We start from the raw sequence: 21,482 nt of genomic DNA on the forward strand, positions 1-21,482 counted from the left end.
TCTCGCTTACCTCTCACTTCATCAATCCTTCCGAACCGCCTTCACCTCGGCCTCCGTCGGCATGAACGGTGTGCCGTCCATGTAGGACCAATCCGTCATGCCGCCATTAGCGCCTTTCAAGACGAGCTTACCGACCCATGCGCCCATGGTGGCCTGATTGTCGATGCCGCGCATGGTGACCGGACCGATGACGGTGTCGAACTTCGTGTCCTCCAGCGCCTTGATCATCGCTTCGGTCTCAACCGAGCCTGCGAGCTCGATGGCGTCGCGGATCATGTAGACGACCATGTAGCCGAGCAGCGAGCCGAGGCGCGGGGTCTCGTTGAACTTCGCACGGTAGGCGTCGACGAAGGCCTTATGCTTCGGCTCCTTGATCTCGTCCCATGGATAGCCGGTCACGGTCCAGCCTTCCGGCACCTCGTCCTTCAGCGGCAGAAGCCATTCGGGCTCGCCGGTGAGAAGCGAGAGAACCGTCGCATCCTCGAAGAGGCCGCGCGTGTTGCCCTCGCGCACGAACTGCGTGAGATCGGGGCCGAAGAGCACGTTGAAGATGCCGTCGGGCTTGGCCTGTTCCAGCGCGGAGACAGTGGCGCCGGCCTCGATCTTGCCGAGAGCCGGATACTGCTCGGCGACGATCTCGGCTCCGGGCACACGCTCCTTGATGAGACGCTTGAACACTTCGGCTGCCGACTGGCCATATTCATAGTTGGGGGCCACGATGGCCCAGCGCTTCGCGCCGGAGGCTTTCGCCTGATCCACCAGCATGCCCACCTGCATGAAGTTGCTGGGGCGGATGCGGAAGGTGTAGCGGTTGCCCTGCGCCATGGTGATGGCGTCGGTGAGCGGTTCCGCAGCGATGTAGAGGATCTTCTTCTGGTTGGCGTAATCCGCCATGGCCACGCCGACATTCGACTGGAACGAACCGAAGAGCAGGGATACGCCCTCGCGATTGACCAACTCGTCCGCCACGCGCGTGGCATCGCCGGTGGTCGCGCCGTCGTCTCGTGAGACGATTTCGAGCTTGCGGCCGAGCACGCCGCCCTTGGCGTTGATCTCGTCGAGAGCCATCTGCCAGCCGCTGCGATAGGGCACGGTGAAGGCGGCCCAACGGGCATAGGAATTGAGCTCGCCGAGTTTGATCGGGGCCTGCTGCGCCTGTGCAGACGGAGCTGCGAACGCCAAAGCCAGTCCCAGAGCCAGCCAGCGAGTCATGGATGCCTTCGTCATGATGCGGTTCCCGTTTCGAGGATCGGCGTGGATGTAGGGCTAATTTCTCTCCGAAGGAAGCCTAAACTGCCAAGGTTCGCGGATTCCTGCCTTGCCTGCTTCAAGGAAGGAATGACACATTCTCGGACCTCGTTCCCTCATACCCCCATGGTTCCATGCTTCTCGATGCCGATCCCGCCCGCGCCTTCATGCCCTACCCGGCCGTTGCCGTGCCACAAGCGGAGCAGGGTCCGCTCGCAGGGTTGACCTTCGCCGCCAAGGATCTGTTCGACGTAGCGGGCTATCCCACGAGTTGCGGGTCGCCCCACATGCTGGCCATGTCCGGCATCAAGACACGCACGGCCCCCATTGTGCAGCGGCTCCTCGATGCCGGGGCACGGCTTGTGGGCAAGACGATCACCGACGAGTTGGCCTTTTCCATGAGCGGCAAGAATGCCCATTTCGGCACGCCGGTGAATGGCGGCGCTCCCGATCGCATTCCGGGCGGCTCCTCTTCCGGTTCGGCGGCCGCCGTTTCCAACAGGCTTTGCGACTTCGCGCTGGGCACCGACACAGGCGGCTCTGTGCGCGCGCCTGCCAGTCATTGCGGCCTGTTCGGCATTCGCCCGACCCATGGTCGCGTGAGTTTGGAACTCTGTCACGATCTCGCGCCCTCCTTCGACACCTGTGGCTACTTCACCCGGGACGGCGCGACCTTCGTGCGGGTGGGTGAGGTCCTGCTCGGGGCAGACAGCAACCCGCTCTCGTCCAAGCCTCGTCTCCTTCTGGCGAAGGATGCGTTCGGCATCTTGAGCCAGGAGGTGAGGGAGGCGCTTGCGCCTGCGGTCCGTCAGGTCGAGGCCCTGCTCGGGGCATGCGAGAATGCGACCGTCGCCACGGAAGGCTTCACCGCCCTCTACTGGGCCATGCGCTACATCCAGAGCCGGGAGGCCTGGGGCGTCGATGGCCCGATGATCGAGCGCTACCATCCGCCCCTGGGCCCGGGCGTGGCGGATCGGTTCGAGTTCTCCCGCGCCGTCACCGATTCGCAGGTGGCGGAGGCTCAGGTGATTCGCAGCGCCTTCCGCGCCCGGTTCAGCGACCTGCTGGAGCAAGACACGGTGCTGGTCCTCCCCACCATGCCCGATGTGGCGCCCTTGCTCTCCGAAAGCGATGACGCGCTCAACGATTACCGCAACAATGCTCTGAACCTGCTTTGCCTGTCGGTGCTCTCCGGCCTGCCGCAGGTGTCGATTCCGCTCGCGTCGCGGCAGGGTGCGCCGCTGGGGCTGTCGCTCATGGGGCCCGCAGGCTCCGACCTGAGCCTGGTTTCCCTCGCGCGCCGGATCGCGGATGGAGCCGATGCGTGATTGAACCGGGTCAGCCCCGTCCTCGTTACCGGCAGGTGCGGATGGCGGCGGGCTGCCGATGAAGAAGGGGACATCATGACTAATCCAATCGTCCACCCTCAAATGCCTCATGTGTCGGTGGCAAGCGCCTGCATGCTTGGTGAAGGGCCGGTATGGGACGAGCGCTCGAACACGCTGTTCTGGGTCGACATCAAGAATCCGGCGGTGTGGCGCTATCATCCCGAGACCAACGAGCATTCGCGCATCGAGGCACCGGAGCGCATCGGCTTCATTGCGCTGACCTCCGATCCGGATGTGGTGATCGCCGGATTCAAGTCGGGACTCGGCCGCTTCAATCTGAAGACGGGCGAGGCCGAGCCCATCGTCGCTCCGGAAAAGGATCTGCTAGGCAACCGCATCAACGACGGTTATGTGGGGCCCGATGGCGCGATCTATTTCGGCACCATGCACGATGACGAAACGGATGAGAGCGGATCGTTCTGGCGCTGGGACGGCAAGGAGCTCACGCAGTTCCATTCGGGCTTCATCGTCACCAACGGACCGGCTTTCAGCCATGATGGGCAGGTTCTCTATGCCACGGACACGGTGAACGGCACGATCCATGCGTTCGATGTGAAGGACGGTCAGGTAGGAGAGCGCCGCCGCTTCGTTCAGTTCGAAAAGGGCTGGGGTCATCCTGACGGCATGGCGGTGGATGCGGAAGGATATGTATGGGTCTGTCATTGGGGCGGATCGCGCATCACGCGCTTTGCGCCGGATGGCTCGGTGGAACGCACCGTGCCGGTGCCGACCGCACAGGTGACGAAATGCGCCTTCGCCGGGCCTGACCTGACCACGCTCTACATCACGACTGCCGCCATCGGGCACGATCCGCATGTGGACCCCATGGCAGGCCATCTCTTCAAGGTCGAGACCGGCGGCATTCGCGGCCTGAAGACCAACATCTTTCAGGGGTGACGTCATGACCATCGAACGTTTCGGCGCTGTCGAAGGAAAAGATGTTTTTCAAGTCACTCTCACCGGCCCCGATGGTGTCGAGATGCGCGTGCTCACTTGGGGCGCCGTGATCCGCGATCTCGTCGTGCCCAGCGCAAGCGGCCCGCAAGGCGTGCTGCTGGGGTTGAACTCCGTCGAGGATTACGTTGCCCACTCACCCTATTTCGGCGCCATCGTGGGGCGGCATGCCAACCGCATCGGTCGGGCACGGTTCACGCTGAACGGCGAGACCTACAAGCTCGATGCCAATGAGGGCGCAAACCAGCTCCATGGCGGGACCATGGGCTTCGGCACGCGGCTCTGGAGCATCGTCGATCAGACCAAATCCAGCGTCACCTTGAGTCTCGTCTCGGATGATGGCGACATGGGCTATCCTGGCCGGCTCATCGCCACGTGCGTCTACACGCTGCTGCCCTCGCGCATCGTACGGGTCGAGCTGACGGCGACGACGGACAAGGCAACGCCGGTCAACCTGACGACGCACGGCTATTTCAATCTCGATGGCAGCGCGGACATTCTCTCGCATCGCCTGATGATCGCAGGCGATTACATCACGCCCACGCATCCCGATCTCATCCCCACCGGCGAGATCGTGCGGGTGGAGGGTTCGGCTTATGATTTCAGGAAGCCGATGCCCATCGGCGCGGAGTTGATCAACGACGATACGCTCTACGACACGAATTTCGTGCTGCGCGGTCCCTATGGAGTACTCCGTCAGGCGGCATTCCTGGAATCGCAGAAGAACGGTATGACGATGGAGCTTTGGACAACGGAGCCCGGCGTCCAGTTCTATGCCGGGCACCTCATCGATATCCCCGTATCAGGGTTGAACGGCGCGAAATACGGTCGTCATGCGGGCCTGTGCCTGGAGCCGCAACGGTTTCCGGATAGCCCCAATAATGCCCATTTTCCGTCGTCCATTCTCGATCCGGGGCAGGTTTCGAAGCAGGTCAGCGAGTTCAGGTTCTCCGGCTAGGCGGGGAACCTTGCCACAAGTTGGCCGTTTTTCCTGCAAGCGTTGCGTTCCGTAAAAACACAAACGATGAAAGGAATGCACCCGATGCCCGTGCTCGATGCAAAAGCCCTGGAGGTGGATCCCAAGGGGGTGGCATTCCTCAAGAGCGTGTTGCGTCCGCACTCGGATGCCGGCTTCTCTCAGCCTCACGAGGTAGCCCAGTTGAAGGGCTCAGCCAGGAAAGCGAACATGCAGCTGCGGTTGGCAAGGCACTTGAAACAGCTTCTACCTCATTTGGCTTAAAAAGCAGGCGCTCTCGCGCCTGCCTGTTTCTCACGCGGCCAGTCCACGCTTGGCCAGAAGCGCGTCCGCCGTGGGCAGACGTCCCCGGAATGCCGTATAGGCTTCCGCCGGATCGCGCAGGTTGCCCGCGGAATAGATGAAGCGCTTCAGCTTCTCCGCCATATCCTTGTTGAAGGCATCGCCCGTTTCCTCGAACGCTACGAAAGCGTCCGCATCCAATACCTCCGACCACAAGTAGCTGTAATAGCCTGACGAGTAACCGTCGCCCGAGAACACGTGCAGGAAATGCGGCGTGCGATGGCGCATGATGATCTGGCGCGGCATGCCGATCTTCTCCAGCGTTTCCTTCTCGAAAGCGGAGACGTCGAGGTCGGACACGTCCTTGCGGCGGTGAAGCTCGAGGTCGACGAAGGCCGAGGCCAGATATTCCACCGTGGAAAAGCCCTGGTTGAAATTGCGCGCGCCCATGAGACGCTCGAGCAGCTCCTCCGGAATCGGCGCGCCCGTCCGGTAATGAGTGGCGTAGCGGCGCAGGATCTCGGGCTGCGACAGCCAGTGCTCGTAGAGCTGCGAGGGGAGCTCCACGAAGTCCGTCGAGACGGCGGTGCCCGCGAGCAGCGGGTAGGTCACGTTGGAGAGAAGGCCATGCAGACCGTGGCCGAATTCGTGGAAGAGCGTGCGTGCGTCGTCAAAGCTCAACAGCGAAGGCTCGCCCGGGCTGCCTTTCGCAAAGTTCATCACATTGACGATGATCGGGCGCACATCGCCGGTGAGTTTCTCCTGCGAACGGAAGGCGCTCATCCATGCGCCGCTGCGCTTCGAGGAGCGGGCGAAGTAATCGCCGATGAAGGTGCCGACATGGTTGCCCGATGCATCCAGAACCTGCCAGGCGCGGATGTCGGGATGATATTTCGGGAAATCCTTCAGTTCCTGGAAGCTGAGGCCAAAGAGCCGGTGCGCTGTCTCGAAGGAGGCTTCGATGATCCTGTCGAGCTGGAAGTAAGGCTTGATCGTCGCCTCGTCGAGATTGTGGCGTGCGAGGCGCACCTGATCCGAATAGAAACGCCAGTCCCAGGGCTCGATGACGATGTTGTCGCCCTGCGATTGGGCAAGCGCCTGAAGATCGTCGCGCTCTTCTTGTGCCCGCGCGCGGGCGGGCGCCCAGACGTCGTTGAGGAGCTTCAGCACCGCATCCGGCGTTTTCGCCATGGTGTCGGAGAGCTTGAAATCGGCGAAGGTTTCGTAGCCCAGCAGCTTGGCGCGCTCGACGCGAAGCGCCGCCATCTCGGCGATGATCGCCTTGTTGTCGGTCTCGTTGTTGTTGTCGCCGCGCGAGGCCCAGGCCTTGAAAGCCTGCTCGCGCAGATCGCGGCGCTTGGAGAATTGCAGGAACGGCTCGATGCTGGAGCGCGACAGGGTGATGACGTATTTGCCCTTGAGCCCTCGCTCTTCCGCAGCCTGCTGCGCCGCTTCGCGCAAGAAGGAAGGCAGGCCTGCAAGATCGTCTTCGGATTCCAGCACGAGCTGATAAGATTTCTCATCGGCCAGCACGTTCTGCGAAAACTGCGTGCCGAGGCTTGCAAGCCGTTCCGTTATGGCGGCAAGCCGCTTCTTCTCGTCCGGCCCGAGCTTTGCGCCCGCGCGCACGAAGATGGTGTGGTAGCGATCGAGAACACGGGCCTGCTCCGCGCTCAGGCCAAGGCTGTCACGCGTATCATAGAGAGCGGCGACGCGCTTGTAGAGCGCCTCGTTCATGAAGATGCTGTTGCGATGCTTGGCGAGGATCGGCGCCATCTCGCGCTCGACCGCCTGGATCGCATCGTTGGTGTGCGAGCCCGCGAGATTGAAGAACACGCCGCCCACGCGCTTCATGCTGGCGCCGCTGCGTTCCAATGCCTCGATGGTATTGGCGAAACTCGGCTCCTCAACGCTTTCGGCAATCGCCGTGATCTCCGCCTGCTGCTCTGCGAGCGCCTGGTCGAAGGCGGGCCTGTAATGCTCAGGAAGCACACTCTCGAAGGGCGGAAGGCCGAAGGGTGTGTTCCAAGCCACAAGAAGAGGATTGCTTGAGAGATTCGCGCTCGATGCCATTGCCAGCATGCTCCACTGATCGTTCGTTGTTGCCGTTGTAGCGGCCTCAGCCGCCCATCGGAAGAGGCGCGGCGTCATTCCCCACGAGATGACGGCGCAGGAAAGCAAGCGCCCTCTGGGTCGCGTCCTTTTCTGCGGGACCGCGGAAACCGTGCCCCTGGCCCGGATAGACCTTCACCTCATGCGGCACGTTCTGCTGGCGCAGCAGGGCTTCCACCGCATAGGCGTTCGCCACGGGTACGATGTGATCGGCCGAGCCGTGCAGCACCAGGGTCGGCGGCAAGCGCGAGGTGGTGGCGATGGCACCCTGGGGCAGGGGACCGAAATAATTGACCAGCGTCCTCACCCGACGGTCGGTCGAGGAAACCGCCAGGCCGAGGGCAGCGCCCAGCGAAATGCCGATGATGCCGATGCGGCTTGCATCCGCTCCAGGATACTCGGACGCGAAGGAGAGCGCATCCTCAACCGTGTTCATCCAGGGCATGAAGTTCTGGAACAGGGTGGAGAAAGAGGCGCGCCTCTCACCTGTCCGGTCCAAGTAATGGACGAGATGCACCTGATAGCCCGCGGCGGCTACGTCGCGGGCGCCTTTGCGGTATTGGTTGTTGTAGCTCAAGCCATCCGCGCCATGCAGCATGAGCACGGCAGGTTGTGGGGCCGATCCGGAAGGCTGAAATGTCTCGACGGCAATGGTCTTGCCGCCGCTCGTGAAGCGGTTGCGCTTTTCCTGAACCGGCATGGGCTGGGCTTGATCCTGTTGGGCTTGAACGATGGAAGGGGAGGCGGCGAGGGCCGCACCGACCAGAAGGCTGCGTCTCGTGAGCGACATGGAAGCTGGGTTCGCGGGAATTGAATGAGGAATATCCTTGAGATGGGGGCCGCCAGCCCTGGTCCCAGATGGCAAAAGGTCTCAAGTTTCCTTTGATCTTAACGGCCAAGGATCGTTTTGAGGGTTCTGCACGTTGTTTGCTGACCGGCGAGATGTTCTCCCGGCACAGCAGAGATCCTGAACCGATGCCATCACCGCTGACCCCGGCGCCGCCCCCAGAGACGGAGATCCAGCCTCCCGGCGTTCCAGGCCTGTCCGGCCTGCTGACCCTGGCCGTGGGCGTCGTCGTCCTGGCAGGGCTCTATGTAGGCCGGGAGGTGTTCCTGCCCGTCGTGCTCGCCATCCTGCTTGCCTTCGTGCTAGCGCCCTTCGTCGACGTGATGCGCAGATGGCATCTGGGGCGGGTCCCTGCGGTCATCATCGCGGTGCTCCTGGCGCTGGGAATTATCGTTTCCCTCGGCGGGCTGATCGGGTTCCAGGTGGCTGGCCTCGCCTCGGACATGCCGCGCTACCAGACGACGATCGAGACAAAGGTCGGCACCATTCGTGAAGGCGCGCTGGGCAAGCTGCCGAGCCTCCTGCGGGATTTTGGCCGCCGCTTCGATCAGGCGGTGGCGGAGAAGCCGTCGGAGGAGGCTGCGCCGCCTGCTTCCGCGGTGGCCGAGCCTCCCGCGCCCGAAGAGCCGAAGCCCCTGCCTGTCGAGGTTCACGAGCCCGAGCCTACCCCGGCTCAGGTTGCGCGCAATTTCCTGCTCCCGCTGCTCGAGCCCTTGGCAACCATGGGTATCGTCTTTGTGGTGCTCATCTTCATCCTCATGCAGCGGGAGGATCTGCGGGACCGCATGATCCGCCTGTTCGGCTCCAGCGATCTGCATCGCACGACCGCGGCCATGGACGATGCGGCGCGGCGGCTGAGCCGCTACTTCCTCACTCAGCTTGCGCTGAACGCCTCGTTCGGCCTTGTGGCCGGCATCGGTCTATGGGCTATCGGGGTGCCGAGTCCGGCCCTGTGGGGCGTCTTCGCGGCGCTCATGCGCTTCGTTCCCTATATCGGCTCTTTCCTCGCCGCTGCTCCGCCCATCCTGCTGGCCGCGGCGGTGGATCCCGGCTGGTCCATGGCCCTCATGGCTTTTGCCCTGTTCGCTATCGGCGAGCCGTTGATGGGCCATGTGGTCGAGCCCATCGTGTATGGACAGAGCACGGGCCTGTCGCCCTTCGCCGTCGTGATCTCGGCCATCTTTTGGACATGGATCTGGGGACCGGTGGGCCTGCTCATCGCCACGCCGCTCACGCTCTGCCTTGTGGTGCTCGGGCGCCATGTGGAGCGGCTCGAATTTCTCGACGTGCTGCTTGGCGACAGACCCGCGCTGACGCCGGCGGAAAATCTCTATCAGCGCATGCTGGCCGGTGATCCGGACGAAGCTTTGGACTCGGCGGAGGTTCTGCTGAAGGAGCGCTCGCTCACCTCCTATTATGACGAGGTCGCGCTCAAGGGCCTGCAGCTGGCCGCCAACGACGCCACCCGCGGCGTGCTCACCCATCGCCAACTCGATCAGGTGCGTGACGTGATTAAGGCGCTCGTGGCGGATCTCGGCTCGCATGACGATGTGGAGCCGCCGCCTCATGAGACGAAAGATGATCCCGTAGCGCCTCCGAAAAGCGAGAAGCCGGACATCAAGGAACCTGCGGTCGTCGGAGAGATGCCGCACGAGGACAAGATTTCGGAAGCATGGAGGACGGACGGCGCCGTCATGTGCATCGCGGGGCGCGGCCCCCTGGACGAGGCCGCTTCCGAGATGCTGGCGCAGTTGCTGAACAAGCATGGACTTGGAAGCCGCCTCGTTCCCCATGAGGCGGTCTCGCGCTCGGCGATCTTCAATCTCGACATGAGCGGCGTGCAGATGATCTGCATCAGCTATCTGGAGATCAGCGGCACGCCCGCCCATCTGCGCTATCTGCTGCGACGTCTGAGAAAACAGGCACCCAAGGCCCCCATCGTGGTTGGCCTTTGGCCAGCGGAAGATGCGGTGCTGAAAAGCGAGACGATGCGGTCGACCCTGGGTGCGGATTACTACGTCTCATCCATGCGCGACGCGGTGGTGCAGTGCCTGAAGGTCGCCACCGGCGAAGAGGATTTGCCGCAGACGGTCACCACGAAGCAGGCTGCCAACGAGTCTGAAGCAGGAAAGCGCCTGCCGCTGCCGGCATAAAGGTGTCCGTTTCGATTTACTCTCGCCTCATCCCGAGACGGGCATACGTCTCTTCATGATGAGGGAAGAGGATTTCACAATAAAAATGGCCGGGACAAGCCCGGCCATGATGTGAAGAGTTCTTCGAGCGATCCCGGGTTCTGTTGCGCAGTCCGGGATGCCTGTTCAGGAGCGCTGTCAGGCTGCTTTCTTGCGGGCCAGACGCGCCTTGATGCTCTCGGGGTCCGCACGCGGCGTCGCTGCGAAGAGCGTCTTGGTGTAGTCGTGCTTCGGATCGGAGAACACCTCGTCGCGGGTGCCGTATTCCACCGCCTCGCCAAAATACATCACCATCACCTCGTCGGCGATGTAGCGCACCACCGACAGGTCGTGGCTGATGAAGACGTAGGTGAGGTTGAACTCGTCCTGCAGGTCCGCCAGCAGGTTCAGGACCTGAGCCTGGACCGACAGATCGAGCGCGGATACAGGCTCGTCGAGAACCAGCAGGCTCGGATTGAGCATCAGAGCGCGGGCGATGGCGATGCGCTGGCGCTGGCCGCCGGAGAACATATGCGGATAGCGGTTGTAGTGCTCCTCGCCGAGGCCGACCTTCTTCAGCATCGACATGGCGCGCTCGCGGCGCTCGTCTGCAGGCACATTGCCCTGAATCACCAGCGGCGCGGTGAGCGCATCGCCGATCTTCTGGCGCGGGTTGAGCGAGCCGTAAGGATTCTGGAAAACGATCTGCACCTCGCGACGCAGTTCCTTCGTGAGGTCGCCCTTCGCGATGTCGACCTTCTTTCCCCGGATGAAGAGGTCGCCCGAGGTAGCAGGGTCGATCAGCGTGAGAATGCGTGCGAGCGTGGACTTGCCGCAGCCGCTCTCGCCGACGATGGCAAGGGTCTTTCCCCGCTCGACCGAGAAGCTCACGCCTTTCACGGCATGAACGACGCCGCCTTTGGAAAAGAGGCCGCCGGGCAGGTGGTAGTCCCGGACGATGTTTCTGGCTTCGAGAACAACACTCATGATACGGCGGCTCCCGCGATCTCGCTTCCGTCCTTGAAATAATCCGCGATGGTAGGCAGGCGGTCACCCGTCGCATTGTCGGGCAGCGCGGAGAGGAGGGCCTTCGTGTAGTTGCTGCGCGGATTTTCGAACAGCGACAGGACGTCGGCCTCCTCCATCTTGCGGCCCTTGTACTGAACCACCACACGGTCGGCGGTTTCAGCGACCACGCCCATGTTGTGGGTGATCATGATCATGCCCATCCCGTGCTCATCCTGGAGCTTCACGAGAAGATCGAGGATCTGCTTCTGGATCGTGACGTCGAGAGCGGTCGTCGGCTCGTCGGCGATCAGGAGCTTCGGGTTGCAGGCGATGGCCATGGCGATCATCACGCGCTGGCACTGACCGCCGGACATCTGATGCGGGAACGAATCCAGGCGCTCGGCGGGGTTGGGGATGCCGACCGCTTTCAGAAGCTCGATGGCGCGTGCGCGCCGCTGCGAACGACCCATGCCCAGGTGGAAGCGCAGAACTTCCTCGATCTGAAAACCGACCGTGTAGCACGGGTTGAGGCTCGCGATCGGCTCCTGGAAGATCATCGCGATGTCCTTGCCGACGATCTTGCGGCGCTCGGCATCGGACAATTTGAGAAGATCGCGGCCGTTGAAGGTCATCTTGTCGGCGGTCACCTTCGCAGTCCACGGCAGAAGGCCCATCACGGCGAGCATCGACACGGACTTGCCCGAGCCGGATTCACCCACGATGGCGAGAACCTCGCGCTCGTGAACTTTCAGAGACACGCCGTCGACCGCCCGGAACATGCCGGTGGTGGTCTGGAACTCGACGACGAGATTCTCGATTTCAAGAAGTGCCATATCAGGACCTCTTCAGCTTGGGATCGAGGGCGTCACGAAGACCGTCGCCCAGAAGGTTGAACGCCAGCACCGTGATGAGGATCGCCAGGCCGGGGAAGGTCACGACCCACCAGGCGCGGAGCACGAACTCACGGGCATCGGCCAGCATGGTGCCCCATTCCGGCGACGGCGGTTGCGCGCCGAGGCCCAGGAACCCGAGCGCAGCGGCGTCGAGGATGGCGGTCGAGATGCCGAGCGAGGCCTGCACGATGAGCGGGGCAGTGCAGTTCGGCAGCACTTCCTTGAACATCAGGCGAGCGGTGCCGGCGCCGCTCACGCGGGCCGCCATCACGTAGTCCTTGGAGGTCTCCGTGATCACCGCGGCACGGGCGAGGCGCACGTAATGGGGCAGGATGACCAGAGCCACGGCCAGCATGGAGTTCATCATACCGGGGCCGAGCACGGCCACGATCACGATGGCGAGCAGAAGGCTCGGCATCGTCAGGATGATGTCCATCAGACGCATGATGAAGATCTCGGTCAGGCCGCGGAAGAACCCGGCGACGAGGCCGAGAACCGTGCCGATGACGATGGAGATCGTCACGACCACGATGCCGATGAGGAGCGACAGCCGCGCGCCGAAAATGAGACGCGAGAGCATGTCGCGGCCGATCGGGTCCGTACCGAGCGGATAGGCGATCGAGCCGCCCTCCTGCCAGAATGGAGGCTTCAGGGCGTTGGACGGGTTGGTCAGATACGGCGAATGGGGCGCGAGCACATCAGCCAGCAATGCAACCAGCACCACGCCGAGGATGATGAACAATCCGGCGACAGCGCCGTGGTTGGCGCTGAAATAGCCCCAGAATTCCTTGAATCGATGGGGCGGGGTTGCCGTCGACGCGGCGACGGCGGGAGTTTCCATGGTTTCTGCGGTCATCGCGTGTGCCTGATGCGAGGATTGATGAGGCCGTAGGCAAGATCGACGAGAAGGTTCACGGTCATCACGAGGATGCCGAGCAGCAGTGCGCCGCCCTGTAGTACCGGGTAATCGCGGCGGAAGATCGCCTCGATGAGCCACTTGCCGACGCCGGGCCAGGAGAAGATGGTTTCCGTCATGATCGCGCCGGTGAAGAGCACGCCGACCTGCAGGCCGATCACGGTGACAACCGGGATCAGGGCGTTGCGCAGGGCGTGGAGCGCGATGATCCGGAACCGGGGCAGGCCCTTGGCCTTGGCGGTGCGGATGTAATCCTCGCCCAGAACCTCCAGCATGGCCGAGCGGGTCATGCGGGCGATCACCGCGAGCGGCACGGTGCCGAGCACGATGGTCGGGAGGATCAAGTGCCGAACGGTGGACCAGAAGGCGCCTTCATCGTCCGACAGCAGCGAGTCGATCAGGAGGAAGCCTGTAACCGGCTCGATGTAATAGAGCACGTCGATGCGGCCCGAGACGGGGGTGAGACCTAGCTGAACCGAGCACAGCAGGATGAGGATCAGGCCCCACCAGAAGATCGGCATGGAATATCCCGTCAGCGAGATGCCCATGACGCCATGATCGAACACGGAGTTTCGCCGGACGGCAGCAATGATGCCAGCCGGGATGCCGATGACGAGCGCGAAAATGATGGCGCAAAGAGCCAGCTCGATCGTCGCGGGGAAAAGGGTGAGGAATTCTGTCAGAACCGATTCGCGCGTGACCACGGATTGCCCGAGATCGCCTTGCAGAACGCGCCATATGTAGAGGCCGTACTGCACCATAACCGGCTTGTCGAAGCCGTATTGCGCGCGCAGTTCCGCGTGGCGCGCGGGATCGATGCCGCGCTCGCCAGCCATGGTTTCGATGGGGTCGCCCGGAACGAGCCGGATCAGACAGAAGACCAGCAGGGTGATGCCGATGAAGGTCGGGATCACGAGGCTGACGCGTGTGAGGAAAAATCTAAGCATGGCCCAGAATGGAAAAAAGGCGGAGCGGCCGGGAAAGGCCGCTCCGCCAGGTTAATGGGAGAGAGACTTACTTGCCCTTGATGTCCACGCCATAGAAGCTATGGCGACCGAACGGCGAGAGCTTGAAGTCAACGACTTCCTTGCGGACCGGCTTCAGCTGCACGGCGTGGGCGATCGTGAACCAGGGAGCCTGCTCCTTGAAGATCACCTGAGCCTGCGAGTAGAGCTCGGAACGCTGCTTCTGATCCGACACGGCCTTCGCCTTCACGACGAGGTCGTCGAACGGCTTGTGGCACCAGCGGGCGTTGTTCGAGCCGCTCTTCACGGCGTCGCAGCCGAGAAGCGTGTGGAGGAAGTTGTCCGGGTCGCCGTTGTCGCCCGTCCAGCCGAGCATGCCCATCTGGTGATCGCCAGCCTGCATGCGCTTGCGGTATTCACCCCACTCGTAGCTCTTGATCTCGGCCTTCACGCCAACCTTGGCGAGATCGGCCTGCATGAGCTCGGCGATGCGCTTTGCGTTCGGGTTATACGGACGCTGAACCGGCATGGCCCACAGATCCGTCTCGAAGCCGTTCGGGTAGCCAGCCTCGGCGAGGAGCTTCTTGGCAGCTTCCACGTCGTAAGCGTCGTCCTTCACGCTGTTGTTGTACGACCACATGGTCGGCGGGATCGGGTTCGTAGCCGGGACGCCGGTGGAGAGGTACACGGTGTCGACGATGGCCTTCTTGTTGATGGCCATGTTCAGCGCCTTACGGACGCGAACGTCGTTGAAGGGCTTCTTCTCGGTGTTGTACGAGAGGTAGCCGACGTTCAGACCGGGCTGCTCCAGGATCGTGACGTTCGGATCCTTCTTCATGGCGTCGAGGTCTGCCGGGTTCGGATACGGCATCACGTGGCACTCGCCCTTCTGCAGCTTCGCCCAGCGGACGGAAGCGTCAGGGGTGATGGCGAACACGAGATCGTCGATCTTGGCCTTGCCGCCCCAGTACTCGGGGAAAGCCTTGAAGCGGACGATGGCGTCCTTCTGGTACTGGACGAGGTAGAACGGGCCCGAGCCAATCGGCTCTTGGTCGATCTTCTCAGGGGTGCCGGCCTTCAGCATGGCGTCGGCGTATTCCTTCGACTGGACGCCAGCCCACTGCATGGCGAGGTTCGACAGGAACGGAGCTTCCGGCTTGTTGAGCGTGAAGCGGACGGTGTAGTCGTCAACCTTCTCGACCGACTTCAACAGGGCAGGCATGCCCATGCTGTCGAAGTAGGAGTGGTCGGCGCTGGTCACGTTGAAGTACGGATGGTCCTTCTTCCACTGACGCTCGATCATGAACATGATGTCGTCGGCGTTCAGGTCGCGGGTCGGCTTGAAGTTCTTGTTGGTGGAGTGGAACTTCACGCCCTTGCGGATGTGGAAGGTGTAGGTGAGGCCGTCAGCGGAGATGTCCCACTTCTCGGCGAGGCCGGGAGTGACCTGCGTGCCGCCGCGCTCGAAGTCCACGATGTTGTCGTAGATGTGCTCGGCCACGTCGAACGAGGTGCCGGTGGTGTTGATGCCGGGATAGAAGTTCTCGGGGCTGCCCTCGGAGCAGTACACGAGGGTTTTGGCAGCCAGCGGGGCGGCGGCCAGGAAAGCCGGAACGCAGATGGCTGCGAAAAGGGCTGATTTCTTCATTTATCTAGGTCCTCTGAGACGGCCTACATGGCCGTTCTGTGACGAAGTTAAGGTGCGAAGCCTCAATAATGTCAATCTGTCCCGACAACCTTGGCTAATTTTTAGAAGAAATTTACCATTTCGTGTCGTTTCGCGCAGTTTTTTTCAAAAACTGGGCCGTTTCAATTTTCCGAGATTTCATGGGGTTTGGCGGCAGCATCGCCACAATCCATCCACAGCCGGCCCGGAACGACGTCATTTCCGACGAAATTGCCCTTCCGGCAAGGTCAAGATTGCCGCAGAGCTGCGATTCCAAAACGGTTCAGATCGAGGCTGTCGTTACTGACGGTTGGGAATGCTGGCTTCCAGAACGGCATTCAGACCAACAGAGGCTTCCTCTGAAAAACCGGTGCGCTGAACGGCGCGGAAAATCCGCTCGGCGTCCTTATAGCGGCCGAGTTTATAGTACGACCAGCCGCGGATCAGCATGAGGTCGTTCTGTTCCGGCACGATCCGGGCGCGTTCGCTCAAGGCGAGGATCGTCTCCACATAGCGGCCGTCGCGATAGGCAGCCAGCGCCCGCTGGCCGAGAATGGAGGCGCTCAATTCGACCCGGCGTTGGCTCGTCTGCGGGGCCTGCGCGGCGGCGACGGCGGCCTCAGAAGTCAGGTTCTTGCGCAGATAGGCGAGGGATTTGCCGTAGGCAGCCTCCTCCCGGATGCGGCTGCTGCCGCGCCGGATAGCCTGATCGAAGGCATTCACGGCTTCCATGGGGCGGTTGGCGTCCATCAGGCACCAGCCGAGAGTCAGCGCCGCATCGGGAGCCATGCCGTCCGCGCTTCGGGTCATGATGCAGTTGCGGCGTCCGCTCGTACTGCCGGTCGCAGCGGTTGCGACGCGCATTGTCGGCTCCACCTCAACGGCGCTGCGCTCGACCACCACGCGAGGCGCTTCAGCCTGGACAGGGACGGAGCGCATGGGAGCCTGCGGAACGGTTTGCGCGGGCTGCACCACCTGGGCACGGGGCTGGCCCGGCCGGGCAGGAGTGGCGCCGTCGGCAAGATCCGCGATGCGCTCGGAGCGATCCCGCCACTGCGCGACGACGGCGTTGAAGCCGGCCCGATCGTTCAGGCGTTGAGTGGAAAGGGCAAGGCCGTAGGCCGAAGGCTCGTCCTCAGGCCTCCATTCCAAAGCCAGGCGGAACCACTCCCGTGCCGTCTGGAACTGGCTCGTGTTGTAGGAGTACCAGCCGAGAGCCTGCGCACCGTCCGGGAAGCGCTGGCTCGACACCACGGGAACGATCCGCGATACGACGCGGGTTTCGAGACGAGGCGGCGGGTCCTGGGTCAGCAGGGCGGTCGCCACGTCGAGGTAGACCTTCATGTTCTCCGGGGCCTTATCGCGCCAGTCATAGGCGAAGGCCTCAGCCTCTGCGATGCGCTCCAGAGCGCGCAGGGACATGGCATATCCTTCCGCAGCCTTGTTGCCGCCATTGCGGTCAAGGGCGGTCTTGAACAACTCGAGCCCCCGCGCTGGATTGCCGTGGTGATAGTTGTACCAGGCCAGAACCAGCACCGGACCGGGCTCGTTCGTGTTGCGGATCATGCGCTCGACAACGGCAAGGTCTTCCGCGGTCGCGGTCGTCTTGTCGTCGTTCGAGGCGCGCTCCACGCGGCGGCGCGCCAGTTCCTCGCGGATCGAGTCGAAATTGTCGGGCGTCTCGCCTGTCTTGCGCTCGAACTGGAGAAGATCCGCGACTTGGTTTTCGGGAAGTATCGTCAGCGCCTTCTGCAAGGTCGCAAGGCGCTCGCCCGGATTGCCGCAATTGGTGAGGAGATAGGTATAAACGTCCCGCGAGCGGCTGGTCTGATCGGTCTTGGCGAAAGCCTCGGCCACACGCCAGAGCACGTCCACATTCACGCAGGTCAGAAGATTCGGGTTCTCCGTGGCGACGGTGAGAACCGTGCGCCACTGGCTGGAATCGGATGCGTTGGTCAGCCGGCGGCGGGCCTCGACGGTGTCGAGCGCCGTGACCAGCTCCTCCGGCGGCTTCCAGTTCGGATCCGTGGACTGGCGCTCCGCGATGGCCGCGCGCACTTCGGCGATCCGGTCTTCCTTGTAGAGATTCCACAGCCGCTCGATGATGGGATCGACCGCGACGGCCGGGCCGGACGACAACTGCGACAGGTCGCTCGGAGGGGTCCAGTTGGGATAGAGCGCGCGCAACCGGGCGATCTCGGCGTTCACGCGGCGCGTGTCGCCCTGCGACGCGAAATAGCGCAGGGCCGATTCATCCACCTGAGGCTGATTGGCGGATGGGGGCGTGCTCGGAGGCGGATTGGGCGCAGAAGAGGGAGGCTGGTCGCTGCCGGGCCCAACTTGTTGCGCGATTGCCGCGAAGCCCAGTACCAGGACCGCAATCGTTATGGCGCTGCTAGCTAGACGCATTGCGGATGTTTTTCACCGAGCCAAGACTTCGTCATCAGATACAGGGTCGACGGATAATAGAGCTGCGGGTCGAAGGTTTTCAGCGTGTCCGGAACGGGCGTTCCGTCCAACGCACAGGCCAGTGCGGCCGAGAGGATGGCATAGCCTTGATCGGTGAGGCGCTCCCGGACGTTTCCGGTCACGACATTGACGACGGCAACCCCTTCATTCTCGGCAGACCAGCGCAGCTTCAGCGCTCGCAACCACTCCAAATCGGTCATTCCTGCCCTGAGAAGGTAAAGCGGTATCCTTAAGGAGTTGTAACCGAATTCCGGAGGGAATCCGTCGGCGGGCTTGGTCTGCATTCTGCTCTGGATAGAAAGCCAGTCCGCGGGGAGGCGGACCCGGCCCGAGGTGGCCTGCTGAAGCAGAGTGACCCCCTCCTTCCAGACACGGTTCCACTCGTATTGCGGTGCGAGGCCTGCGAGGACCGGAAAGGCCTCGAACACCCAATAGGAGATATTGATGACCGGGCCGTCCGGGCGGTCTCCGGCATTGAAACCCTCCGCACCCGGCAGGAGAAAGACGATGCCGCCGTTGCGGCCGAAAGTGTGCTTGCCGATGGAAGCCGCGAGCTTCTGGGCGGCTGTCGTATAGCGGGGCTCGTTCCAGGCAGTGCCTGCCTTTGCCAGCGCATAGGCGATGAGGATGTCGCCGTCGGTCGCGTTGTTGCGATCGGAGACCCGCGGTTTGGCGCCGGGGTCCCATTTCCAGGCGATGAGCCCATCGTCCCGGATCAGAAGTTCGGTAAAAACAAAGTTCCAGATCTTTTCGAAACTGGCGCGGTCATTGGCAGCCAGTGCCAGGAGAAGGCCATAGCCCTGTCCTTCGCTGTGGCTGATATTGCCGTTGGCGTTGTCGACGACACGGCCATTGTCCTCAATGAACTTGGAGCGGTAGGCCTCCCATTCGCCGGAGGAGAGGGTTCCAGCCACGTTCAAGGGCTGCACGCTCAAATTCTGGGCTGACGACATCGACGATGCGATCGAGAGCAGACCTGCGAGAAGACAAGGCAGCAGTAAGCCGCGTTTCGCGAAGATCCTCATGAAGGGCGCCCCAAGTGTTTCAGGAGCAGGTATGTTCCCGTCCCGAGGAAGAGACAGAGCACCACCATGATGAGGGCATATTGGAGAATGTTGGCGGACATCCAGTTGGCTGCGACGAGACGCAGATTCCAGATCGAGAAAGGCTGCGTCTGAACGAAGTCGTAATCCTGGATCGGCTCGACCTGGAGCTTGAACTCACGCGGATCGAGCGCGACGGCTCGGCCCGAAACCCGCGCCCACAGGAGCGGATCCGCGAGGCGGGCCATTTCTTCGGCCAGAGCCTCTTCCGTACGGGCCGTCACGAGAGTCCAGACGCCTGCTTCGGGAGTGCGGTTCTGAGCGATGAGAAGGGTCGAGCGCTGCGGCGGCTCGTAAGGGCTATCCATGCGCTGCTTCAGCGACAGAGAGGAGACGGACAGGCTGAAGGTCTCTTCCATCCAGTCCTGGATCGAGCCGAATGTCTGTTGCAGGATGCCTTGCCTGCGGAAGGACTCCGACCAGCGCTTGCGCACCTCGTCCGTGGATGCCGTGCCGTTGCGGTCCGCCGCGTTCTGCTGCACGTTCATGCTGAAATCCGTGCTGGCAACCTGCTGAGACGACGGATCGGGTTGGAGCGGCGTTGCGGGCCAGACCATGCGCAGATGCTCGGAAACGCGCACGCGGTTGAGAAGACCCGCAGGAATCTGATCGACGGCGCCGATGAACACAACGGATGCGTCGTCGGCTGAGGCGGCGTTGGAGAATTGCGTGCGCATCGGCCTGCCGGCGCTGCGCGCCATGCGGGCCAGAAACGTGCCGGCGGCGGATATGTTCAGCGGATTGGGACGGGCGAGCACCACCGTCGTGGGCATGTCCTCGTTCGGGAAATGGCCCGCGCTGAGCACACCGAGATCGGGTTCCCGCCCGATGCGTCCAAATTGCGGAAATTCGAGGCTGCTCGTATCGAACAGAACGAAGCGATTGGTTTCCGAGAGCGTCTCTCCCGGTGCACAGCGATCGTCCGCATCGGTCAGGAGGCCGATTTCCACCGAGACGGTATTCAAGCCGGACTTGAAGTTCTTCAATGGCAGCCGGATCGTGTGACGCCTCACGACGTCGCCTTGCGCGGTGATCACGAGCTGCGTGCTGATCTTGTCATTGACGAAGATGTTCACATGGCTACCGGGCTTCACCGCTGTGGTATAGGCCGCATCGAGATAGACCAGCGCTTCGCCGTATTCCGTCGCATAGAAATCAGGCGGGAGATTCAGCATGAAGCGGGTTCTCAAGCGGCGGCCCGAGAATTCCTGCGTCGTGATGCCGAGATCCGCAAAGCGGAACGAGTGACGTCCGAAGGCTGTGTTCACCTCCGGCCAGTGCCAGGATGCCGTATCGACGACGCCGCGCTCCACGCTCGCGGAATTCGTGACCTGCGAGCCGATAAGGGCGATGGCAGTGTCGAGATCGTTCCAGCCCGGACCGGACACGACGAGCGTCGAGCCGGTGGAGCCGACTTCCTGCATCATCATGGTGAGCGGCTGTGTCAGAGCGGAATCGGGCACGCCCGGAAGAAGCCCGCGCAATTCTCCGGCAAGGCCCATGACCACCTTGATCGTGCCGACGGGGGAGGGGCCCGGATCGGATTCCACCACCTGGATCACGGGGCGGGCAAAGCGCCCGCGCAGGGCGATCAACTGCACAAGACGCAGCAGACGATCCCGGATCTCGGGACGATAGACCTTCGGGGCAACGACACGGATCGTCGTAACGCCTTTGAAGTCCACGCCGATAGCGGGAAGGTCCTCAAGGCTGCGCAGGGTCTTGGTAGCGCCTTCCGCGAAGACGAGCTTCGTGGAAGCCGAATCCACATCGGTCCAGAGCTCATAGGTAGCGTTGATGGTGCAATCCGTACGATGGCGCTGGAAGGCTTCCATGCGGATGAAGTTCGATCCCGCGCGAAGAAGGCCGGGGCGGATCGAAGCGGTTACGCTCTTGATGTTCTCGGACGATTGGATCGGCGTGTCGGTCACTGTCTCGCCGTTGATCACGATCCTGAGGCGGGAGGCCTCCGGCATCACCACGACGGCGTTCTTGTATCCAACAGAGATGGAGGCGCCGCTCGATGCCTCATCCTGCGTCAGATGGAAGGTCCAGGATTGCGCGTCCGTCTCGCCGGAGAGGCGCATGGTCTCGAAAGGCAAAACCGGCCGTTCGATGCGTGCAAGAACCGGACGGTTCGGTGTCGTGACAACGGCAGGCCTGGGAGCCGTCCGCGGCGCGGGACTCGGAGTGCCGCCCGGCGTGATCTGGAACGGCGCGGCAGGCGCCTGCGCATTGCCAGGGGAAGGAGCTGGGCGTGGTGCGCTCTGGGGCCCTGCAGGGGAACTCCCGCGCATGTCGAAGGCTGCGGGAGGCGCAGCATCAGGCTGCGAGGGCTGAGGCTGCACCGACGGTCGTGCGCCTGCAGGCGGTGCGTCCGGGGTCGTTCCCATGTTGAATGGCGCGGGTTGCGCCGCTGCCATCCGTGCTCCCAGCAGTTCGAAAGCGATGAGGAAGGGGATCAGAAGGGAGCGCACGGCAGGC

General features: G+C 62.7%; 15 protein-coding genes. 4 read left to right on the forward strand and 11 right to left on the reverse strand.

The features are described from left to right. Positions 1 to 21: 21 nt before the first annotated feature. Positions 22 to 1,227, reverse strand: a complete 1,206-nt coding sequence (locus BLP10_RS08215) for an ABC transporter substrate-binding protein (protein WP_091133207.1) — start codon at positions 1,225 to 1,227, stop codon at positions 22 to 24. Between the two features lie 155 nt (positions 1,228 to 1,382). On the opposite strand from BLP10_RS08215, the gene BLP10_RS08220 reads away from it, so the two are divergent. The 3 genes from BLP10_RS08220 to BLP10_RS08230 all read left to right on the forward strand — a co-directional run bounded on the left by BLP10_RS08220 (position 1,383) and on the right by BLP10_RS08230 (position 4,548). Beyond that, complete coding sequence (locus BLP10_RS08220) at positions 1,383 to 2,576, forward strand: amidase (protein WP_091133209.1); 1,194 nt, start codon at positions 1,383 to 1,385, stop codon at positions 2,574 to 2,576. 75 nt (positions 2,577 to 2,651) lie between these two features. Next, a complete protein-coding gene (locus BLP10_RS08225; RefSeq protein ID WP_091133211.1) occupies positions 2,652 to 3,533 on the forward strand; it encodes an SMP-30/gluconolactonase/LRE family protein in 882 nt (293 codons plus the stop codon). Positions 3,534 to 3,537: 4 nt separating this feature from the next. Continuing rightward, positions 3,538 to 4,548, forward strand: coding sequence for an aldose epimerase family protein (locus tag BLP10_RS08230; protein WP_091133213.1), 1,011 nt, complete (start codon positions 3,538 to 3,540; stop codon positions 4,546 to 4,548). 312 nt (positions 4,549 to 4,860) lie between these two features. On the opposite strand, the gene BLP10_RS08240 is transcribed toward BLP10_RS08230, so the two are convergent. Next, on the reverse strand, positions 4,861 to 6,921 hold the full coding sequence (locus tag BLP10_RS08240; protein WP_091133535.1) for a M3 family metallopeptidase: 2,061 nt from the start codon (positions 6,919 to 6,921) through the stop codon (positions 4,861 to 4,863). A gap of 46 nt (positions 6,922 to 6,967) precedes the next feature. Further along, positions 6,968 to 7,750 carry a dienelactone hydrolase family protein gene (locus BLP10_RS08245; RefSeq protein ID WP_244510448.1) on the reverse strand — a complete coding sequence of 261 codons (783 nt, stop codon included), beginning with the start codon at positions 7,748 to 7,750 and terminating at the stop codon, positions 6,968 to 6,970. Between the two features lie 185 nt (positions 7,751 to 7,935). On the opposite strand from BLP10_RS08245, the gene BLP10_RS08250 reads away from it, so the two are divergent. After that, complete coding sequence (locus BLP10_RS08250; RefSeq protein ID WP_091133539.1) at positions 7,936 to 9,960, forward strand: AI-2E family transporter; 2,025 nt, start codon at positions 7,936 to 7,938, stop codon at positions 9,958 to 9,960. Between the two features lie 177 nt (positions 9,961 to 10,137). Here the strand turns inward: BLP10_RS08250 and BLP10_RS08255 are convergent, their stop codons facing one another. The 8 genes from BLP10_RS08255 to BLP10_RS08290 form a co-directional block, all read right to left on the reverse strand. Next, the gene (locus BLP10_RS08255) at positions 10,138 to 10,965 is read right to left on the reverse strand and encodes an ABC transporter ATP-binding protein (RefSeq protein ID WP_091133217.1); all 828 of its coding nucleotides are present in this window, start codon (positions 10,963 to 10,965) and stop codon (positions 10,138 to 10,140) included. Beyond that, positions 10,962 to 11,819 (reverse strand): ABC transporter ATP-binding protein, encoded by an 858-nt coding sequence (locus tag BLP10_RS08260; protein ID WP_091133219.1) that lies wholly within the window; start codon positions 11,817 to 11,819, stop codon positions 10,962 to 10,964. The genes BLP10_RS08255 and BLP10_RS08260 overlap by 4 nt, the downstream gene beginning before the upstream one ends. Before the next feature lies 1 nt (position 11,820). Beyond that, positions 11,821 to 12,735 carry an ABC transporter permease subunit gene (locus BLP10_RS08265; protein WP_091133220.1) on the reverse strand — a complete coding sequence of 305 codons (915 nt, stop codon included), beginning with the start codon at positions 12,733 to 12,735 and terminating at the stop codon, positions 11,821 to 11,823. Beyond that, complete coding sequence (locus BLP10_RS08270) at positions 12,732 to 13,742, reverse strand: ABC transporter permease subunit (RefSeq protein WP_091133222.1); 1,011 nt, start codon at positions 13,740 to 13,742, stop codon at positions 12,732 to 12,734. Before BLP10_RS08270 ends, BLP10_RS08265 begins: the two co-directional genes overlap by 4 nt. 67 nt (positions 13,743 to 13,809) lie before the next feature. Further along, positions 13,810 to 15,408, reverse strand: coding sequence for an ABC transporter substrate-binding protein (locus tag BLP10_RS08275; protein WP_091133224.1), 1,599 nt, complete (start codon positions 15,406 to 15,408; stop codon positions 13,810 to 13,812). A 318-nt stretch (positions 15,409 to 15,726) separates the two neighbouring features. Continuing rightward, entirely contained in the window at positions 15,727 to 17,835 is a 2,109-nt protein-coding gene (locus tag BLP10_RS08280) for a tetratricopeptide repeat protein (RefSeq protein WP_091133227.1), read from the reverse strand. Next, positions 17,826 to 18,920: a family 8 glycosyl hydrolase gene (locus BLP10_RS08285; RefSeq protein ID WP_091133229.1), complete on the reverse strand. Its 1,095-nt coding sequence runs from the start codon at positions 18,918 to 18,920 to the stop codon at positions 17,826 to 17,828. The genes BLP10_RS08280 and BLP10_RS08285 overlap by 10 nt, the downstream gene beginning before the upstream one ends. Beyond that, complete coding sequence (locus BLP10_RS08290) at positions 18,917 to 21,475, reverse strand: cellulose biosynthesis cyclic di-GMP-binding regulatory protein BcsB (RefSeq protein ID WP_091133231.1); 2,559 nt, start codon at positions 21,473 to 21,475, stop codon at positions 18,917 to 18,919. Before BLP10_RS08290 ends, BLP10_RS08285 begins: the two co-directional genes overlap by 4 nt. Positions 21,476 to 21,482 lie beyond the last annotated feature (7 nt).

Source organism: Microvirga guangxiensis (assembly GCF_900102135.1).
GTDB classification, from domain to species: Bacteria; Pseudomonadota; Alphaproteobacteria; order Rhizobiales; family Beijerinckiaceae; genus Microvirga; species Microvirga guangxiensis.